Annotated in this window: 19 protein-coding genes and 1 pseudogene; 5 read left to right on the top strand and 15 right to left on the bottom strand. The window is 35.5% G+C overall.

What is annotated here, in order from left to right; genetic code table 11:
• Positions 1–19: 19 nt before the first annotated feature.
• Entirely contained in the window at positions 20–928 is a 909-nt protein-coding gene (locus AAA915_RS04485; protein WP_338200189.1) for an L-lactate dehydrogenase, read from the bottom strand.
• Positions 929–1,120: 192 nt separating this feature from the next.
• Here AAA915_RS04485 and AAA915_RS04480 point away from each other — a divergent pair, with 192 nt between their 5' ends.
• Positions 1,121–2,062, top strand: a complete 942-nt coding sequence (locus tag AAA915_RS04480; RefSeq protein WP_338200187.1) for an aldo/keto reductase — start codon at positions 1,121–1,123, stop codon at positions 2,060–2,062.
• A gap of 136 nt (positions 2,063–2,198) precedes the next feature.
• Here AAA915_RS04480 and rpoN read toward each other — a convergent pair whose 3' ends face one another.
• Positions 2,199–3,470: an RNA polymerase factor sigma-54 gene (gene rpoN / locus AAA915_RS04475; protein WP_338200185.1), complete on the bottom strand. Its 1,272-nt coding sequence runs from the start codon at positions 3,468–3,470 to the stop codon at positions 2,199–2,201.
• A gap of 524 nt (positions 3,471–3,994) precedes the next feature.
• Between rpoN and AAA915_RS04470 the strand changes: the two genes are divergently transcribed.
• The 4 genes from AAA915_RS04470 to AAA915_RS04455 all read left to right on the top strand — a co-directional run bounded on the left by AAA915_RS04470 (position 3,995) and on the right by AAA915_RS04455 (position 8,076).
• Positions 3,995–4,918: an ABC transporter substrate binding protein gene (locus tag AAA915_RS04470; protein WP_420915110.1), complete on the top strand. Its 924-nt coding sequence runs from the start codon at positions 3,995–3,997 to the stop codon at positions 4,916–4,918.
• A 460-nt stretch (positions 4,919–5,378) separates the two neighbouring features.
• Complete coding sequence (locus AAA915_RS04465) at positions 5,379–6,347, top strand: ABC transporter substrate-binding protein (RefSeq protein WP_122037247.1); 969 nt, start codon at positions 5,379–5,381, stop codon at positions 6,345–6,347.
• 30 nt (positions 6,348–6,377) lie between these two features.
• Positions 6,378–7,295 carry an ABC transporter permease gene (locus AAA915_RS04460; protein WP_338200180.1) on the top strand — a complete coding sequence of 306 codons (918 nt, stop codon included), beginning with the start codon at positions 6,378–6,380 and terminating at the stop codon, positions 7,293–7,295.
• On the top strand, positions 7,273–8,076 hold the full coding sequence (locus AAA915_RS04455) for an ABC transporter ATP-binding protein (protein ID WP_338200178.1): 804 nt from the start codon (positions 7,273–7,275) through the stop codon (positions 8,074–8,076). Before AAA915_RS04460 ends, AAA915_RS04455 begins: the two co-directional genes overlap by 23 nt.
• A gap of 203 nt (positions 8,077–8,279) precedes the next feature.
• Here the strand turns inward: AAA915_RS04455 and AAA915_RS04450 are convergent, their stop codons facing one another.
• From AAA915_RS04450 to AAA915_RS04395, 13 genes and pseudogenes are all read right to left on the bottom strand, one after another.
• Positions 8,280–8,549, bottom strand: coding sequence for a hypothetical protein (locus tag AAA915_RS04450; RefSeq protein WP_338200176.1), 270 nt, complete (start codon positions 8,547–8,549; stop codon positions 8,280–8,282).
• A gap of 25 nt (positions 8,550–8,574) precedes the next feature.
• Complete coding sequence (locus AAA915_RS04445) at positions 8,575–9,870, bottom strand: PTS sugar transporter subunit IIC (protein ID WP_338200174.1); 1,296 nt, start codon at positions 9,868–9,870, stop codon at positions 8,575–8,577.
• Between the two features lie 40 nt (positions 9,871–9,910).
• Positions 9,911–10,195, bottom strand: a pseudogene (locus AAA915_RS09225) (DUF871 domain-containing protein); the annotation flags it as partial.
• Positions 10,185–10,394, bottom strand: coding sequence for a MupG family TIM beta-alpha barrel fold protein (locus AAA915_RS09220; protein ID WP_420915109.1), 210 nt, complete (start codon positions 10,392–10,394; stop codon positions 10,185–10,187). The pseudogene AAA915_RS09225 and the gene AAA915_RS09220, both read right to left, overlap by 11 nt.
• A gap of 61 nt (positions 10,395–10,455) precedes the next feature.
• The gene (gene dagF / locus AAA915_RS04435) at positions 10,456–11,196 is read right to left on the bottom strand and encodes a 2-dehydro-3-deoxy-phosphogluconate aldolase (protein ID WP_338200172.1); all 741 of its coding nucleotides are present in this window, start codon (positions 11,194–11,196) and stop codon (positions 10,456–10,458) included.
• Positions 11,197–12,294 (bottom strand): DgaE family pyridoxal phosphate-dependent ammonia lyase, encoded by a 1,098-nt coding sequence (locus tag AAA915_RS04430; RefSeq protein ID WP_338200170.1) that lies wholly within the window; start codon positions 12,292–12,294, stop codon positions 11,197–11,199.
• A gap of 1 nt (position 12,295) precedes the next feature.
• Complete coding sequence (locus tag AAA915_RS04425) at positions 12,296–13,414, bottom strand: amidohydrolase/deacetylase family metallohydrolase (RefSeq protein WP_338200168.1); 1,119 nt, start codon at positions 13,412–13,414, stop codon at positions 12,296–12,298.
• A gap of 12 nt (positions 13,415–13,426) precedes the next feature.
• Complete coding sequence (locus AAA915_RS04420; protein WP_338200166.1) at positions 13,427–14,110, bottom strand: DUF4310 family protein; 684 nt, start codon at positions 14,108–14,110, stop codon at positions 13,427–13,429.
• A gap of 25 nt (positions 14,111–14,135) precedes the next feature.
• Positions 14,136–14,909 carry a DUF4311 domain-containing protein gene (locus AAA915_RS04415; RefSeq protein WP_338200164.1) on the bottom strand — a complete coding sequence of 258 codons (774 nt, stop codon included), beginning with the start codon at positions 14,907–14,909 and terminating at the stop codon, positions 14,136–14,138.
• Between the two features lie 2 nt (positions 14,910–14,911).
• Positions 14,912–15,262, bottom strand: a complete 351-nt coding sequence (locus AAA915_RS04410) for a DUF4312 family protein (RefSeq protein ID WP_338200162.1) — start codon at positions 15,260–15,262, stop codon at positions 14,912–14,914.
• 8 nt (positions 15,263–15,270) lie between these two features.
• A complete protein-coding gene (locus tag AAA915_RS04405) occupies positions 15,271–15,633 on the bottom strand; it encodes an SFCGS family glycine-rich protein (protein ID WP_338200160.1) in 363 nt (120 codons plus the stop codon).
• A 13-nt stretch (positions 15,634–15,646) separates the two neighbouring features.
• The gene (locus AAA915_RS04400; protein ID WP_338200158.1) at positions 15,647–15,997 is read right to left on the bottom strand and encodes a PRD domain-containing protein; all 351 of its coding nucleotides are present in this window, start codon (positions 15,995–15,997) and stop codon (positions 15,647–15,649) included.
• Between the two features lie 16 nt (positions 15,998–16,013).
• Complete coding sequence (locus AAA915_RS04395) at positions 16,014–17,873, bottom strand: BglG family transcription antiterminator (RefSeq protein WP_338200156.1); 1,860 nt, start codon at positions 17,871–17,873, stop codon at positions 16,014–16,016.
• Positions 17,874–17,927 lie beyond the last annotated feature (54 nt).

Genomic DNA, 17,927 nt, shown 5'->3' with positions numbered 1-17,927 from the left:
TTTTAATAAATAAGATAAATTACTTATTGGCTTTTTCTTTAATTGTTGCAGCAGAAGACTGTAACTTCTTTTCTTCTTCATCTGTAAGTGTCAATTCAACGGTTTGAATAATACCATCACGACCAACAATTGCAGGATAAGACAGGTAAGTACCATATTTTTCCTGGTAATTTGAAACTGGCATTTCAGTATGGGCATCGCTTTGAATAGTTTCTACCAAACGAGTCACAGCCGCTGAAATTCCATAATTAGTATATTGCTTACCCTTATATACTGTTTGACCACCAAACTTAATCTCGTCATTTAAGTCTTCAAGCTTTAAGTGCTTTGCTTTAGCTACTTCGGTAATTGGCTTTTCCAAAACTTTGACTGTTGACCAAGCAGTAAATTGTGAGTTACCGTGTTCACCCAAGTTAAAGCCTTCCACTGAACGAGGATCGACATTCATGCGCTCACCAACAGCACGCTTCATGCGGGCTGTGTCTAACAGAGTACCTGTGCCAATGACGTGTTTACGCGGTAAACCAGTTAATTCCTGATACATATTAGTAATTGCATCTACTGGATTGGTAATAGCAAGCAAAATACCGTTGAAGCCACTTTTCTTAATTGACTCCGCAATATCCCCAATCCGCTCACGGTTATAGTTCAATTCGGCAAAACGTTCACCGCCTGCTTCCAACTCAATATTTCCAAAAGCACTAATTACAATATCTGCATCTTTGAGGGCCGAATAATCATTGATAGTAATAGTAGTGTGGTGCTTCAAATTTGCCATGGCATCTTGAAAATCAAGCTGATCCGCTCTAACCTTTGCTTCATTAACATCAATCATAACAAGATCATCAACCAATCCCGTTAATATCAGCTGTTGTGCTACCGTACTGCCAACGTGGCCGTCTCCGATAATTCCAATCTTATTACTCATAATTTTCCCTCCTACTGTTTTTAAAAATATTAAAAAATTATGTAAGATCTATTATATACAAAATTATGATAAAAATAAATTATTTTTTAAAAAAATATTAGTTTTTAGTTATCATTGCTAAATGTAAATTAAAACTACACTTTTTAAAAATTATAGGTAAAGAAAGCGTATACTAAAGAAAGGAGGTACATTATGAGACAAATTAAAATTGGTAATACTAACTTCACTGGTTCGGCCATTGCACTGGGAATTATGCGCATGAACAAACTGAGTGTTGATGAAGCTGTTAAAACGTTGGAAACTGCCCACGAAGCTGGAATTAATTATATTGATTCAGCTGATATTTATGGTCATGGCAAATCTGAAGAAATCTTCGGAGCAGCCTTTCAAAAGTCATCGTTAACTCGGGATGATTTTTATATTCAATCTAAAACCGGTATTTACGAAAATCCTAAATTGGACTATAAGACAACCAGGTATGATTTTTCTAAAAAGTATTTGATTAATGCAGTAGATGGTATTCTTTCCCGGATGAAAATTGACTATCTAGACAGCTTGCTGCTTCACAGACCAGATGCTTTAATGGATCCGGCTGAAGTTGGCGCTGCCTTTGACGAATTACAAAGAGACGGCAAAGTGCGGCACTTTGGAGTTTCAAACTTTAATCCGATGCAAGTTGACTTATTACAAGCGGGAGTCAGCCAAAGATTGTTGATTAATCAATTGCAATTAAGTGTGATGCACACAGGTCCGATTGATTTCAATATTCACACTAATATGACGGATGAGCGCAGCATTGACCACGACCGGGGCGTTTTAGACTATTCACGTTTACACAACATGACTGTTCAGGCCTGGTCACCTTTCCAGTACGGTCAAATTGCGGGCAATTTTATTGGTAATCCTAAGTTTCCAGAGGTCAACGAAGCTTTACAAAAAGTAGCTGACCAAAAAGGTGTTTCTAAAAATGCAGTTGCGGCTGCTTGGATTTTAAGACATCCGGCAAATACCCAAGTTATTATTGGAACTATGACACCAGCCCACATCATTGATAGTGCTAAAGGAGCAGATATCTCACTTACTGCTCAAGAATGGTATGACATTTACCTGGCTGCAGGGAATGATTTACCGTAAAAGTAATTTATAAATTTTAAAAATCCTGACATAAATAAAGTGCTCCACAATAGTTAGACATTAATCTGGCTATTAGGAGCACTTTTTTCATTACTAAATACTCGACTGGGTTGAAAATTGAAGTTGCTTGCAAAATTTAATCTGTTGGCTTGGCTTTTCTGCTATAGCTATTAGGTATATTAAGTTTTTTGCGGTATTTGGCAATTACACGCCGACTTAAAGTCACATCATGTTTGGCAAATATTTCTACCAGCTGTTGATCACTTAAAGGAGCGCGGACATCTTCTTTTTTTATAATCTGTTGCAGGTCATATTCTATACGCGCTTGAGACAAATCAGTCGTCACTTCACGCGGAAAAAGCATCTTCAAACTAAAAATCTTGTTCTGACACTGGATATATTTGTCTTTAATGGCTCTACTGATAGTACTCGGTGCCAAATTCAAGGCCTGCGCGGTTTCCTTTAATCCCAACGGCTTTAATTCGCGTCTTTGCATTGTAGTCAAAAAGTCACGTTGAAATTTACCAACATACTTACCCAGCCGCATGATGGTTTTCTGCCGTTCTTCAATTGCGTTTTTCAGTTCAAGATAATGCTCTTTTTGTTCAGAAAAATATTTGGTTGCAGCAGATTGCTCTTTTAACTCATGATATGCTTTTTCGTCAAAAACCATTTCTGGTATTTGGGTTTGAAAGCTTTCAACTGTTAAGCGCCCGTCCGTTACCCGATAAATCAAATCCGGAAATAAATACTGTGTATTATTTTCAACGACATAATCGCTAGCTGGGGTAGGATCCAGTGTTTGTATGCTGGCCAGTGCATCATTTAATTCGGATATTGAAAACTTAGAGTTAGGCCACTCTTTTGGATCGGCCAGCATTTCCAGCTGATTATCAAGTAAAATTTGCAGAGCTACAGGATTAAAATCTGCTTTTTGCTTTGCTTGTTGCAATAGACATTCATTTAGATCCGCAGCACCTATACCACAAGGATCAAGACTTTGCAGTAAATCTTTAGCCCTTGTCAATTTCTCCAGTGAAAACTCTGTTTGTTCTGCAATTTTAGCTAAGTTTATCCTTAAGTACCCATCTTTATCAAGCAGATAAATTAAAACTTTAACCGCACTTTTTTCCCAATTGTGCCAGTCGCTTAAATTAACCTGCATCAATAAATGATCGATTAGATTCTCACCTTCAGGCGCCCGCAACCATTCCAAATTTTGCATTTCACCTTTGGGTTCACGCAAAGACACAAACGGGTTGTTTAGGCTCAACTCCTTCATGGCATTAATTAAGTCATAGGTACTGTATGAGAGGACAGTTAGATTTTGCTTTAATTTAGGCGACAAGAAAAGCCGTGTTACTAACTGCTCTTTCGGTTTTAATACCATCTTCTGCAATCGTGTCATCGGCTATTACCCCCGTTATTTTAAATATAATTATAGCAAAAGAATTAAATTAAAATGCGTTTTTAATTTTAAAATCTGCTATATTGCATTAATTATTTTTATTTGCTGGTAATACAGTACTTGTATGCCTATAATTTTTTTATTCTCCTTCTTCAGTGTTAAAAACAAAATTAGTTCTTGACTTTAATTTTTTATTTTTTTATAATCTTGTTATCAAAGTTGGAGGTAATTTTAATGGTTACATTTAGTAAACAACTAAATAATCGTTATTATCTTAGCTACTATAGATAAGAGTTTGAGTTCATCTAGGTGAATTCAAACGAAACTAAGTTTGAATTTATCTATGATGGCTAGGACTCTTTTAGTATGGTTAGCCACATAGCTTTCTAAGTGGCTAACCACAATCCAATTATTTGTTGGCAATTTAATTTCTGTGTACCCGCTTAGAAGTAAGTGGGTATTTTTTATGGAGGCACAAGATGCGTTTTAGAAAACTGATTACAGGAATTACAATTGTTGGATTGATGGCTTTAGGAGGCTGCAGCAGTAAAAAAGCCAGTAAAGGTCCAGACGTGAAACATGTGGGTGTTTTGCAAGTAGTGCAGCACCCTTCTCTTGATAAAGCATACAAGGGTTTTAAAAAGGGTTTGAAGGAAAGTGGCTTTGTAGAGGGTAAAAATCTTAAGATTGATTACCAGAACGCTCAAAATAATCAAGATAATTTGAAGAGTATGAGTGAAAAACTAGTCAACGAAAAATCAGATTTGATCTTAGGGATTGCTACGCCGGCGGCGCAAAGTGTAGCAAATGCAACGCAGAAAATTCCAACCGTTGTCACTGCTGTTACTGATTTAAAAGCTGCTAAATTGGTTAATTCCGATGAGAAACCGGGTAGAAATATCACGGGCACAACAGACATGGTTTCAATTAAAAGACAAATTAAACTGTTGTTATCAATTGTACCTAAGGCAAAAACTATTGGGATCATGTACAATGCCGGTGAATCAAATTCTAAAATACAGGCTGATTTAGCAACTGCGGCATTGAAAAAAGCAGGAGTTAAGGTACTGATCAAAACTGCAAATACTACCAATGATGTCCAGCAAGTAACTGAAACTCTGGCATCTAAGGTAGATGGCATTTTTGTTCCAACTGACAATACTTTTGATTCTGCCGCTTCAGTAGTTGGTAAAGTTGTTAAGGAAAAGAAGGTTCCTCTGGTAGCGAGTTCCGTTGATCAAGTCAAAACTGGTGGCCTAGCCTCAATCGGTATTGATTACGAATTATTGGGTGAACAAACAGGAAAAATGGCTGCTAAAATTTTATCCGGCAAAGCTAAACCTGCAAACATGCCGGTCGAAAAAGCACACGACATGAAATTAGTTGTGAACAGAAGTATGGCTAAAGCACTTGGAATTGATCCTAAATCAATTAAAGCACCAAAATAAATTTGAAACAGACTGCCACAAGGGCAGTTTTTTCATGTAAAACAATATATATGCTTAGAATTTTTACCCAAGATAATTTTTAAAAAATCTGCTTAGGTTGAACATCTATTACAATTAAATTTTATTATTCCTTGACTTTTTCTTCTTTATTTTTTATAATCTTCTCATTAAGGTTGGAGGTTGATCTTAATGAAATATTATATTAAACACGTCTCACAACTGAATAATCGTTATTACTTTAGCTATTTTAGATAGGGTTTGGGTTCATCTAGATGAATTCAAACCAGATTCAAGTTTTGAATTTATCTATGATGGCTAAAGTCCTTTAGTTGCGGTTAGCCACATAGCTTTCTAAGTGGTTAATCACAAATAATTATTAATGAAAATAATGCTTGTACACCCACTTAGAAATAAGTGGGTGTTTTTACGTTATGAAGATTAGATATACGGAGGAAGAAAAATGCGAATTAAAAAATTAGTTATGGGAATGGCCTTAACCGGTCTACTGCTCTTAAGTGGTTGCAATAACAAAAAGTCAGGCAGTACAGCTACTGTCAAACATGTCGGTATACTGCAAGTAGTGCAACATCCTTCATTAGATGAAGCTAACAAAGGCTTTAAAGAAGGTCTGAAAGAGAAAGGCTATGTTGAAGGCAAAAATCTAAAAATCGATTACCAAAATGCGCAAAATAGTCAAGACAATTTGAAGAGCATGAGTGAAAAACTGGTCAACGAAAAATCAGATTTAATCTTAGGTATTGCCACCCCAGCAGCACAAAGTGTAGCAAATGCTACAGAGGATATCCCAATTGTAGTGACTGCCGTGACTGATTTAAAAGCTGCTAAACTAGTAAATTCAGATGCTAAACCTGGCAGAAATGTCACAGGAACTACTGATATGGTTTCAATTGATAAACAAATCAAATTACTTTTATCAATCGTACCTAAGGCCAAAACAATTGGCATTATGTACAATGCAGGCGAAGCCAATTCTAAAATTCAAGCTGATTTAGCTGTAAAGGCGCTTAAAAAAGCTGGCGTCAAAGTTTTAATTAAGACGGCCAACACTACAAATGATGTGCAACAAGTCACTGAAACTTTAGCCGGAAAAGTACAAGGAATTTACGTACCAACAGACAATACTTTTGCCTCTGCTTCTTCAATTATTGGTAAGGTTGTTAAGGAAAAGAAAATCCCACTGGTAGCCGGTTCAACGGACCAAGTTAAAACTGGCGGCTTGGCTTCTATTGGAATAGACTACGAGGCACTGGGTAAACAAACCGGTAAAATGGCTGCTAAGATTTTAGATGGTAAAGCTAAACCTAAAGACATGCCTGTTGAAAGAGCAACTGATTTGAAATTGGTGGTTAACAAGAAAATGGCAAAGGCACTTGGAATTGACCCTGCTTCAATTAAAGCACCTAAATAAATTAAAGAAAGGCAGCGTGAATCAATAGTTATGTTGAATACATTTTGGGAGTTATTACTTTCGTCTACTTCTCAAGGATTACTCTGGTCATTAATGGCAATCGGTGTTTATTTAACTTTTCGGATATTAGATCTGGCCGACATGACGGCTGAAGGCAGTTTTCCTTTAGGGGGAGCTGTTGCGACGATGTGTATTATTAAAGGAATTAATCCGATTTTGGCAACTATTGCCGCATTTATTGGCGGTTTGATTGCGGGACTAGTTACTGGTATTTTGAACACTAAATTGCGTATTCCTTCATTATTAGCAGGAATTATTACAATGACTGGGTTGTACTCCATTACTTCCAGAGTAATGCAAAACGCTGCCAATGTTTCATTGCTAGGCAAAGATACGGTTTTTACAATTGCGCAAAATTGGGGCTTAAGTCGTAACAATGCTGTAATTGCAATGGGACTGATAATTGCACTTTTAGTTATTATGCTACTCGTCGTTTTCTTTAAAACTGAAATTGGCCTAGCTATGAGAGCTACTGGCGACAATCCGCAAATGAGTGCTGCCAACGGCATTAAAACACAAGGAATGAAAATTTTAGGTTATATGATTTCTAATGGCTGCATTGCCTTGTCAGGTGGACTTTTAGCACAAAATAACGGCTTTGCCGACCTTAACTCCGGTGTTGGAACTCTTGTTATCGGACTAGCTTCAATTATTATTGCAGAAGTACTTATTCGCAATCTGTCAATTGGTGGTCGTTTACTTACTTTAGTTGTAGGTGCCATCATTTATAGACTGATTTTAGCCTTGGTATTCCAGATGAATGTAGAACCGTCTGACGCAAAATTAGCTTCAGCTTTAGTTTTAGTTGTGTGCTTAACTTTGCCGAATTTCCATTTACCACGCAATCTTAAAGGAGGAAAGCAAAATGCCAGAAGTACTAAAGATTAAAAATTTACATCAAACTTTTGAACAGGGAACTGTCAATGAAAACCGGGTTTTACGCGGAATTGACCTTAATTTAGAAGCCGGAGATTTCGTGACTATCATTGGTAGTAATGGTGCTGGTAAGTCTACCCTGCTCAATAGTATTGCCGGAACGCTGCCCATTCAAGAAGGACAAATTATTCTAAAAGGTACCGATATTACAAAACTGCCTGTTACTAAAAGAGCAAAAAATATTAGTCGCGTTTTTCAAGATCCTAAAATGGGAACTGCGGTCAGATTAACTGTGGAAGAAAATTTGGCTTTAGCCATGAAGCGCGGACAGCACCGGGGGTTTCGTCCTGGTGTTAAAAGTCAGGACAGAAAATTTTTCAAAAAGCAGCTTGCTCAACTTAATTTAAATCTAGAAAACCGTTTAGAAACAGAAATTGGTTTACTTTCAGGTGGTCAAAGACAAGCCATTACACTTTTGATGGCAACGCTGCAACGGCCAGATTTGATTTTATTGGATGAACATACTGCGGCTCTTGATCCGCAAACTTCAATAACGGTCATGCAATTGACTGAAAAATTGATATCTGAACAGCATTTGACAGCATTTATGGTCACTCATAACATGGAAGATGCTATCCGCTACGGCAATCGTTTGATCATGTTGCATCAAGGTCGTGTAGCAATCGATTTGGCTGGTGAAGATAAGCAAAATTTAACTGTGCCTAAACTAATGGAATTATTCCAAAAACATGTAGGTGCGGGCCTTGAAGATGATGCGATTTTGCTGGCATAGCATAAAAATATTAGTCAAAAGAAGCTGTTAAAAAGCCCAGGAATTTGGATAAATTCTTGGGCTTTTTATGGTTATCTTGAAAAGTGACAAGATTAACTAAAAATATGAGCTAGTTTTTTATAAAAAAAGACTAATTATCTAAATCATTAGATATTAGCCCTTAATATTATTTATTTTAATAGATATTGTATAGTTTTATTATTCTATATTTTTCTCCCCTTTTCCATGTCTTGAAAAACAAGACGATATTTTTCTGAAATAATGGAACATTCAAAAACAGTAATTAAAGCAATTAATATCCAGCTTACTTTTAAGGCCATGCATAAAATTGTCCCCAAGCCGATAGCAGTTATGCCATATAAAACTATCTTTCCTGCGCTATATTCGTTAATGAATTTTCTGACGCGATCAACCTTAAAAACTACTACCTGACAAGCTATAAAATATACAGCTAATAAAATTATATATATCATTATTATTTCACTTAACCTTAGTTAATTAGCTTTGCACAGTATCATTCTCTTTTTCCAATTGCTGTTTTTCAAACACTTTGAAAAATGGATAGTAGATGATGATGTAGATAATAAAGTTAACCACTGACAGTATCAAAGCATTCCAACTCCAATTTGTACTCATGATTGCTGCAATTGGTGCGGGAATAGTAAACGGCAATCTGACCATCATCATTGGTACCAAGTGAGAAGTAGTTGCAAAATAAGAAATGGTAGTTGTTACGAGTGGAGCAAAAATAAATGGAATACCAAGAATCGGATTTAACACAATTGGGGCACCAAATATAATTGGCTCGTTAATATTGAATAAACCAGGTAAAATAGATAACTTACCTAAATCTTTTAAATACTTCGATTTAGAAAACATAAAAAGTACTACTAGGGCAAGTGTACCCCCAGCTCCACCAATCCAAACAAACCACTGTAAAAATTGTTCAGTAAAAATTGTGGATAAGTGAGTTGCTGCTACACCAGCATGAAATTGATTCATATTGGTAGCAATTGACATTTCCCAGAATGGTCTGACAATTGGATCCATAATAGCTGCGCCATGAATACCAAGTGTCCAAAAGCCACAGATAAAGAATACAGTAGTTAAACCACCGGCCAAACTGTTGCCAACTAAAAATCCTTTTAGCGGCATTAAAATATTGGAAATAAAAGTGGCGATATTGAAATTAAATATATCTCTTATAACCCAAAATAATATTAAAATGACCGCTGCTGGAAAAAGTGCCACAAAAGAATTGGAAACTTCAGGCGGTACACCTTCAGGCATTTTAATTGTGATGTTTTTCTTTTCTAAAAAGTGGTAAATTTCGACAGAAATCAAGGCAGTTGCAATCGCTGCAAATAACGAAGACGCACTTAAATTGGCTATATTAATGTATCGTCCTGCCGTAATCACATTTTTAACATCTGCATTTACTTTAACCGGCTGTACTGTTGCCACTAAAAATGCGAGTACAGCTAATATGCCACTAGATAAAGTATCCATTTTATAGCTTTCAGCAAGAGCAGAAGCAATACCAAAAGTAGCATATAATGACAGAATTCCTACCGTAAAGCGAAAAGGGATATCAAGAATTGCTTGATAAGGTGCCAAGAAATTAGCGACTGCTGGTATGGGCATATTACTCAGAATGGTAAAGAAAGAGCCAACAATAGTTAATGGTAAAGTAGCAATAATACCTTTACGAATAGCTGTCATATGTCTTTGTTGACCCATTTTATTAGCTACAGGTAGAATTTTTGCTTCCAAAAAATTGACAAAATTATTCATTTATTTTTACCTCATATTTATATTTTTACTTATAGAATTTTTAACAGATAAACTTAAATTTTGACCAAGATTTAATAAATGGTAATAGTGAAAGTTCATCAATATTAATGTGTCCAACGAAATTTTTACGATTATCCTTATGTGGCTTTAAAACAATCTGTAGCTCATTCTTATACTTTCCAAACTCATTATTGCCTATGACTACATCCCCTTTTTGAAACTCTATTTCATTGTCATGGGGCGAATTGGAAAAACTATGATACTTTTTTCTAACTTCTGTTGACCTGATTACCTGCTCATTAACATCCCCTCGTCTAACATGTTGATTTTAATAAGAGGTCATCATATGAAATCCCTAAAAGGTTAAATATTGCTGGCGAAACATCCAAAATCACTTCATAATTAAGTTCTTTTGCCAACTTAGTTAGCTTTTGATATTTAGCAATTACTTCTTCCTTCTTGCCAGTAATTTCAAGCAAACTCATAAAAATTTTGGAAAATCCGAATTCACTTGCTTTTTTGATATAGGCCTTATCACTGGCAAAATCGCTATTCCTAGTTTTCGTTTCATTTTAGTGCCTGTTTTTATGCAAGTTTTCTTTTAACAATTTCAAACAATTTTGCTACATCATCTGGCTTAGTAAGTCCGGTATCTTTGTCAATAATTGATGAGTATACATGTGGTAATATTCTAGTCACGCCAGCATCTAAAGCAATATCCAAAATTGTCTCAAAGTTTTCTAAATCTATGCCACCAGTTGGTTCAAGGCTAAAATCATTTGCAGCGCAAGCTTTAGCAATATATTCGTATTCCGCCTTATGTGCTAAGCCTTTCATTGGAAAGAACTTAAATGAACTACCACCCATATCCTTTAACAAGGCAATAGCCGTGGTAACCGGCACTTCTGTTGCCATTTCTTTAGAGCTGAGCGGACCTGTTGCAATATTGACGTAACCAACCATACCTGTTGGTGAAACCAAACCATTAATGATAGTCTGGTCTTGACTTAATAAAGCCCGAGAATAACCGACCCCCGTAAAAACCTGGTTGACATGTTGCGGTTGAATTACCTGAGATACTTCACTAACCATCTTACTTTGGTTAGGATCACCTGCACCTAAACCAACCGAAATGGCATTATTTACTGCTGCTTGATACTTTTTCAAATCAGCAATACAGCTGTCATTATCAGGATAGTTTTTAGTTAAGACGCCACAAACAACATGACCGTCAGCCGCTTCATATACTTCTTTAGCATTGGCAACACTTCCGGCTAAAACATTTAACGCTACTCTTCCTTTATAATAATTTGGTACTAATTCCATTTACTCCATAATCTCCTTTAATCTTTCAACTATTAAATTCATTTCTTCTGAATTGAGCGCTCTGATGTCAAACTCAATTATTCCTTCATTAGCACGATATTCCCGAGTATAGATAGCGGGATCATTATTTTTCAATTCTTTAACTACTTGAATTGCACTTTTTGATGCATCAGCATTCATTTTAATAGCGGCACGATAAATTTCTCTTCCTGCTTGATCTTGTGCTTCTGTAACTGTAAGCCCAGGAATTGAGCTCAGCTTTTCTAGAAATGGTGCAAGACGCTTACGCATATGTGTGCCATTCTCTGGGCCTGAACTAATATATTCTTCAATTGCTCCTACCAATCCCAAAAGATTGTCTTTACCAATTTTCATCGCTCTGCCTATTCCTGAACTTTGCATACGGATCCAGTCGATGTATTTTGCTTTACCAAATACTAGGCCTGAAGCTGGTCCTTCAATTGCTTTTGCACCACTAAAAAGAATGATATCTACGTCTAGTGCCAGATATTTTTTCAGATCTTCTTCTGCTGCAGCATCTAAAATCAAAGGCAAATTATGTTTATGAGCAATTTCAACTGCCTGTTTAACAGTAAGCATGCTTTTTTGTACTGCATGGTGGCTTTTCACGTAGAAAATAGCTGCAGTATCTTCATCAATCATCATTTCCACATGTTCTGGTGAGCACATATTAGCGTAGCCTGCTTCAACTACATTGCCTCCACCCAAAGTAATCATTTCTTCTTCTGGAGCACCATAATCTACATTTTGTCCTTTAGGGATGACAATATTTCTGGCTTTAAACCTAGTTGAATATGGATGATAAACATGGTACTGGCTTCCCTGACCAATAACCCCTGCAACAGCTAAAGCGATCCCGGCAGACGCTGAGTTCACAATGACTGCGTCTTCCGCTCCAATCAATTTAGCCACATATTTTCCGCTCTTTTTAACTAAATCTGACATTTCAAAAAAGTGTTTGTCACCAAATTCTTGCGCTTCAATTCCTGCATTACTTGTTTTTGAAACACCTAAAATTGTCATTTTACCGCTGGCATTTATTACATGCTTTAAGTTCAATTTCTGATAATAATCCATTTTATTCTCCAATCTGATAAGTCTTACCCATAACGACAACCATTTTAGGACAAATATGTTGATTAAATTGACGATGATTATGATTCGAATCTGTGAGTGTAACCTCTTTATTTTTTTCTAAATCAAAAATAGTCAAATCAGCATCGTATCCCGGCTTTAACTGTCCTTTGTTAATCAAGTTAAAATTATTTGCTGGAGCCGCAGTTACTTTATTAATCACATCACTAAGCGAATAACCATACATTAAAAACTTGTCCAAAGTTGTGGCCATGTTATACACAGGACCATTTATACGGTTGCGGTTATAGATATCAGTACTAATAGAATATGGAATTAAGCCGGCAGCATTTGCAATATCAAAAGTATTGAAGTTAAAGCTATCAGTACCATGGCCAACATCAAAGGTTACGCCTCTGCGATAAGCTTCCCAGACAAATTGACGAATATTGTCTGATTCATCAAGTATGCCATTTGGTTTGCCGTTATAGCCATGAGTTAAAATATCGTTATCGTCCATTAGGCCTAAAACTTCTTTTAATTGTGGTGGGTTAGCGCCAACATGTACCATAATCGGGAAATTACCACCTAAATTTTTTTGGAATGTTTTAGCTTTTTGTAAAGGCACTACACCATTGTTGATAACTACAGAATGACTTTCTCTTACTTTGATACCAACAATAAAATCACGGTATTTTTGAATAGCTTCCATTAGAGGATCTTTTTGAACAGTATTAATGTCACCCAGTTCATTTTGTGCCAATATCCCTGTTTGACCAACGTTAATCATTGCATAAACATTGGTAATTTTATTTCTTGTTATATGATAAAAATCACCAATATTCTCTGCTCCGGTAGAACCGGCATCAATTACGGTAGTGACACCAGATTTATAACCGTCTTCATCAGGATCATCATAATAAAGCGTCAATTTTTCATAACAATGAACATGATCATCTATCCATCCTGCTGAAACATACTTTCCTTGAAGATCAATTGCTTTACTAGCTTCAATTCCATCTAGGCAATGACCGACAGCAACAATTTTTTCACCTAAAACACCAATTTCGATTGGAGAACCATCAGCAATACTTTTACCATTTTTCAAATATAAATCTATCATCTTTCACCTCAACTAAACTTTCACAGGGAAGAACAATCCAGCAATCATAGCTCCGATAATTGCGCCGCCAGTGATTGGCTTCTTCCACGCATAAAATATTACTGCACCAATAACTGCACCTAAACCAATAGGAATTGATGCTTGACAGGCAGAAATTATGATTAATGGGCCTAAAAATCTTCCTGTATCGTTACCTGCGCCCATCATAATGTCAGCGCCAAAAGTTGAGTTAGATTGTTTTAAAGTAAAATGTCTAATAGCATAAATAACAAAACCAATCAAAATCCCGATGATAGCACCGGTTAATAGAGCCAGCGGAAAGCTCTTAATTGGTTCTTTAATATTCATACTGAGTAATATAGCTGGAATACCTAAACCAACACCAGTTAAAATTGAGCCGCCTAAATCTAAAATTCCGTCTAACGAACCTTCCAAAACTCTGGCAAAAAGAAAGCTGGCTCCAAATGCTGCACAAGCACCATACGAGCCTCCAGTCATCCCTGCTTTCAACATAGCAACAAATGCAACTTCATTAAATGCACCAGTGCCATAGTTAAAATACATTGAAGTCCCAGCGAATACTCCAGCTGACATTAAGCCAACAATAATTGGGAAACTCCAATCGGCATACCAAAAACTTTTAGTATTCTTTAAATCTAATTCTTTTTCTTCTAAAGTTTCATCACTTTTATCCATGTTTTTGCCTCTTTTCAACTAAGTTTTAGCCACCAAAAACTGAGTGAATTTGCTTTAACCAAGCAGGAACTCCCATATTCAGTTGCTTGATCAATGTCAAATCTATTCCTCTGAAAAATGCACTCAAAATAAACAAGACAATTGTAGTAATCAGAATAATTTTAGTAATCTTATTCCAACCACTTTCATCTACTCCTTTACCAACTAAAATTCCCAAAACTACCCCTGGAACAGCATTACCCATAATCAACTGGGCAACACCACCAAAGACTGTTCCGAAAATTCCAGATCTTTTCCCACCATCAATTGCCGCCAACCAAAAGATGACGGGCATAACAGTGTTAATTAATAATGTTGCAGCTGGAACTAAAACCTTTACGGCCGTAATTTGAAGTGATTGTGGCAAAGCGGAACTCGTTAAGTTAAGAAAAGCCACAATTAAAGCTCCTACAATTGCACCGGCTATACCCATTTTCTTGGCATCATGCATCTGTTTTTCATCGTGGTTTTTCAACATCAAAATTGCAGCGGCCCAATTTGGTATTACTCGGTGAGTAACATCCTGCGTAAAGGACCCAGCTGCCACAGTTGAAGCCCAGGCGTTAAAGAAGAAGCCTAATCCAAACGAAAAGTGTGATGCGGGGTCTCCTTCACTGGCATTCATTTCACCTAGTGTTCTAAATGCTCCTAAAGCTTGGACAGTTGGAGCATTAAACATTCTGGCTGCCCCTACCCCAACTGCTAATCCAACAAGAGTACCAATGATTAAGGATTCAATTAAAATTATCAAAATATGCATTTTTATACTCCTTTAGTTACTCTGTTAATAAGTGGGTTGTCAGTCGTTGCTACTTTCTGACAGTCTATTTCATTAACACAAATGTACTCTACATGAACCAAAACTCTAAGTTGAACCTCATATGACTTGCGTATTCTGGGGAAAAAGAAAAACAAAAAATGTTCTTTTTCATCTATTTCTTTAAAATCTTCTACTTCAAAAGATTTTGGTTCTATCTTAAAAATTAAATTATCTTCTGTTGCGCTTAAATTTCTGGCTATTTTGTTTATTGCATTGGCAAATGCCTCTTTCTTACTCTTAGCCTTTCCATTCACTACAATGTTTCTATCTTCTGCTTGAATTACATTTTTCATTTGAGCACCTAAAACTTGTCGGGATATTTTTTATTAATTGCTTCAACGAGTTTTTCTCCTAATTCTTCTTTATCCATAAAACCAAAACCAAGAACCTTTTTACCGTCATTAATAGCAGTAATCCCTTGAGTAATTGATCTCATACCATGTCTTTCTGGATAACCGTATTTATTATTGGCAATTAAAGCGCCGGCTCCGCCACTACCACAAAAAGAAATGCCAAAATCAGCTTTCTCTTTATTCATGACATCTCCTAATTTCATGTCCGCACCAATTCCAGGAACTAAAACAGCCTTGGCACCTGCTTTTTCAATGCCTTTAGCAACATTACTTCCTTTTCCCATTCGGTCAGCAACTACAATTTTTAACATATTAAATTCTCCTTTAATCTAATTTCATATTTTCAAAGTGAATTGACAAAACATACTTTTCTGATTCAGCTATTTTGCCAACATTATTATCAATAAAATCCACAACTTGCTGAGACATCTCCAACGATTGCTGTGATACCTTGGCAAAAATTTTCTTATCTACTTTTTCTAATTTTTCTTCATTCTTTGCTCTATTAACCATTTCAAATAAATGATTACCTAAAATTTGAGTTTCTAAGTCGCTCGGTTGCAGCTTATTTTGATGTATTAAAGAAACTACATATACCATTACCTGCCTTAATTCATCTTTATAATTACTTTTTGCAATATATTTTTGGAATTCTTTATATAACTCTACTTTCATCTAAATTACCATTTCTTTATTTCAACAACGTATAACGTAAAATTGCTATTATTTCATTAATATTAATGTGTAAGCCTAAATCTAAGTAAATCTTGCACAGTCGACTGATGTCAGATTTTGAAAATTTATTTAATTGTTTATCAGTTGGCTTAGAATCATATTGCTTATCAAAGTAAATCCGTTCTGTTGCTAATTGCACATGAATCATAAATGCTTTTTCATATTTTTTACTGATGCGATCCCCTAAATATTCACTGACATTGATATAGGCTTCTATGCTTAAAGAAAGTATTTTCTCTACATTATTAATACTTTGTTCTTCCTTAATAGCATTCTTCAAATCTTTATCATTTTTGACAGTATTCTGTTTGAGCAAAAAAGAAACTTCCCGTTCAATTTTCAACATATCCTGCTCATTAGGGATAGGATTAACCTGTATGATTTTAGTTGAAGCTATTTTTTTCAAAGGGAAAATACTAATTACGAGATCAGGTTTTGTTTCATATATTTTTGTGCGGTAATTAATCACCGAAGCAAAGCCGGCACTTGTAATGTACGGAATTCTGCTTTGAATTACTTTTTTTAAAAGTTTCGTTGCACCTAAACCGGTTGAACAAACGTAAAGTGCACTGACTTGTGGTATTTTTTGCATATCACTAATTGAAACCAAGAAATGAAGAGAAACCAAAGTCACAAAAGTATCACTGTTAATGAGTGGACTTTTAGAAATATATTTGTCTAATGCTGCTTTAACTGTGTCAAACAATGTGCTAAACCGACTCTTTACCTCTGCCGTAAAAGGAGTATAGTCATTAAAATGTTGATAATTACTATTCAACTCACTCATCAAATGTTGAGTTAACGAGTCTTGTAACTGTAAATCATTTTCCAAAGGCAAAACCATTTTTTGTGATACATAAGATATAATCTCCTTTACAGCCTCACTAGTTTCCACATCTTTTTCCAAGACTTTTACTCCAAAAATAAAGTATTTTTCTTCGTCTTTTGTTGGCTTAATGCCAAAAATTTCACTTACAAATTTGTAGATCTGAGCATAATGCTTTTGAGTCTGATTAAGTCTTTTATCATAGCTTGGAAGATTTAAAATTCGGTGACGAGAATTTTCCAAAATAATGATTGTTAACCGGTTAATCATTGACTTAGCAATACTCAAATCCATGCTGGTATTAAAAGCATCTTTTAGGTTTAAAATGTCACTCAATATTAAAGAAATATAATTAATTAACTTATTTATGTTTTTAGGTAAATTCGTATTACCAACTGAACTTGTGCTTATTTTAGAAATCAAATCAATCAAATTATTGGCACCAAATGAATATCTATCAATTTGCTTTTGTAAGATATATTCCATTAACGCACGAATATTAATTTCATCTCCAGTTAAGAAGTAACCGTAATAATTTTTTCCTTCTAAAAGCAAATTAAATCTTTTAGCTTCTGACTTGGCATTGTTTATGTCTGCTAAAAAGGTATTAGCAGACACGCCAAGCATTTTAGTCATTGTTTTACCGGTTATAAATTCCTCAGCGAAAACCAAACTGGTCAAAATCTTCCATTTTCTTTGGGTTGGACTTAAATACTGCGAAATTACTTCCTCACTTGAAAAAGATTGCAATGAGTTAATTGCATTTGTTCGATTAAAATCACTAGCAAAACTTATCCATATTCCCTTACCAGGCTTCGAATTATATTTACAACCAGGCTGCTTATTTATCCATTTTGCTATTTTCTTTAGATCGTTTCTTAAAGTTCTAATCGAAACTTTATATCTAGCAGATAAATCCTTAACTTTATAAGTTTGCGGGTTATTTAATAAGTTCGTTGCAATGTTAATTTGCCTAGAAATTAGAGTCATTTTGCTTACTCCTTTCTATATTTAAATTATATGAAAGCGGTGTTATAAAAAGAA

The organism is Lactobacillus rizhaonensis (assembly GCF_036246345.1).
Lineage (GTDB): Bacteria > Bacillota > Bacilli > Lactobacillales > Lactobacillaceae > Lactobacillus > Lactobacillus rizhaonensis.
The sequence above is the reverse complement of the archived record's forward strand: the minus strand, read 5'-3'. Positions and strand labels throughout refer to the sequence as shown.

What these genes read in the sequence shown, in the direction of transcription:
- AAA915_RS04485 (WP_338200189.1), bottom strand. Translation starts at nt 928, where the DNA reads ATGAGTAATAAGATTGGAATTATCGGAGACGGCCACGTTGGCAGTACG.
- AAA915_RS04480 (WP_338200187.1), top strand. Translation starts at nt 1,121, where the DNA reads ATGAGACAAATTAAAATTGGTAATACTAACTTCACTGGTTCGGCCATT.
- rpoN (WP_338200185.1), bottom strand. Translation starts at nt 3,470, where the DNA reads ATGACACGATTGCAGAAGATGGTATTAAAACCGAAAGAGCAGTTAGTA.
- AAA915_RS04470 (WP_420915110.1), top strand. Translation starts at nt 3,995, where the DNA reads ATGGCTTTAGGAGGCTGCAGCAGTAAAAAAGCCAGTAAAGGTCCAGAC.
- AAA915_RS04465 (WP_122037247.1), top strand. Translation starts at nt 5,379, where the DNA reads ATGCGAATTAAAAAATTAGTTATGGGAATGGCCTTAACCGGTCTACTG.
- AAA915_RS04460 (WP_338200180.1), top strand. Translation starts at nt 6,378, where the DNA reads ATGTTGAATACATTTTGGGAGTTATTACTTTCGTCTACTTCTCAAGGA.
- AAA915_RS04455 (WP_338200178.1), top strand. Translation starts at nt 7,273, where the DNA reads ATGCCAGAAGTACTAAAGATTAAAAATTTACATCAAACTTTTGAACAG.
- AAA915_RS04450 (WP_338200176.1), bottom strand. Translation starts at nt 8,549, where the DNA reads ATGATATATATAATTTTATTAGCTGTATATTTTATAGCTTGTCAGGTA.
- AAA915_RS04445 (WP_338200174.1), bottom strand. Translation starts at nt 9,870, where the DNA reads ATGAATAATTTTGTCAATTTTTTGGAAGCAAAAATTCTACCTGTAGCT.
- dagF (WP_338200172.1), bottom strand. Translation starts at nt 11,196, where the DNA reads ATGGAATTAGTACCAAATTATTATAAAGGAAGAGTAGCGTTAAATGTT.
- AAA915_RS04430 (WP_338200170.1), bottom strand. Translation starts at nt 12,294, where the DNA reads ATGGATTATTATCAGAAATTGAACTTAAAGCATGTAATAAATGCCAGC.
- AAA915_RS04425 (WP_338200168.1), bottom strand. Translation starts at nt 13,414, where the DNA reads ATGATAGATTTATATTTGAAAAATGGTAAAAGTATTGCTGATGGTTCT.
- AAA915_RS04420 (WP_338200166.1), bottom strand. Translation starts at nt 14,110, where the DNA reads ATGGATAAAAGTGATGAAACTTTAGAAGAAAAAGAATTAGATTTAAAG.
- AAA915_RS04415 (WP_338200164.1), bottom strand. Translation starts at nt 14,909, where the DNA reads ATGCATATTTTGATAATTTTAATTGAATCCTTAATCATTGGTACTCTT.
- AAA915_RS04410 (WP_338200162.1), bottom strand. Translation starts at nt 15,262, where the DNA reads ATGAAAAATGTAATTCAAGCAGAAGATAGAAACATTGTAGTGAATGGA.
- AAA915_RS04405 (WP_338200160.1), bottom strand. Translation starts at nt 15,633, where the DNA reads ATGTTAAAAATTGTAGTTGCTGACCGAATGGGAAAAGGAAGTAATGTT.
- AAA915_RS04400 (WP_338200158.1), bottom strand. Translation starts at nt 15,997, where the DNA reads ATGAAAGTAGAGTTATATAAAGAATTCCAAAAATATATTGCAAAAAGT.
- AAA915_RS04395 (WP_338200156.1), bottom strand. Translation starts at nt 17,873, where the DNA reads ATGACTCTAATTTCTAGGCAAATTAACATTGCAACGAACTTATTAAAT.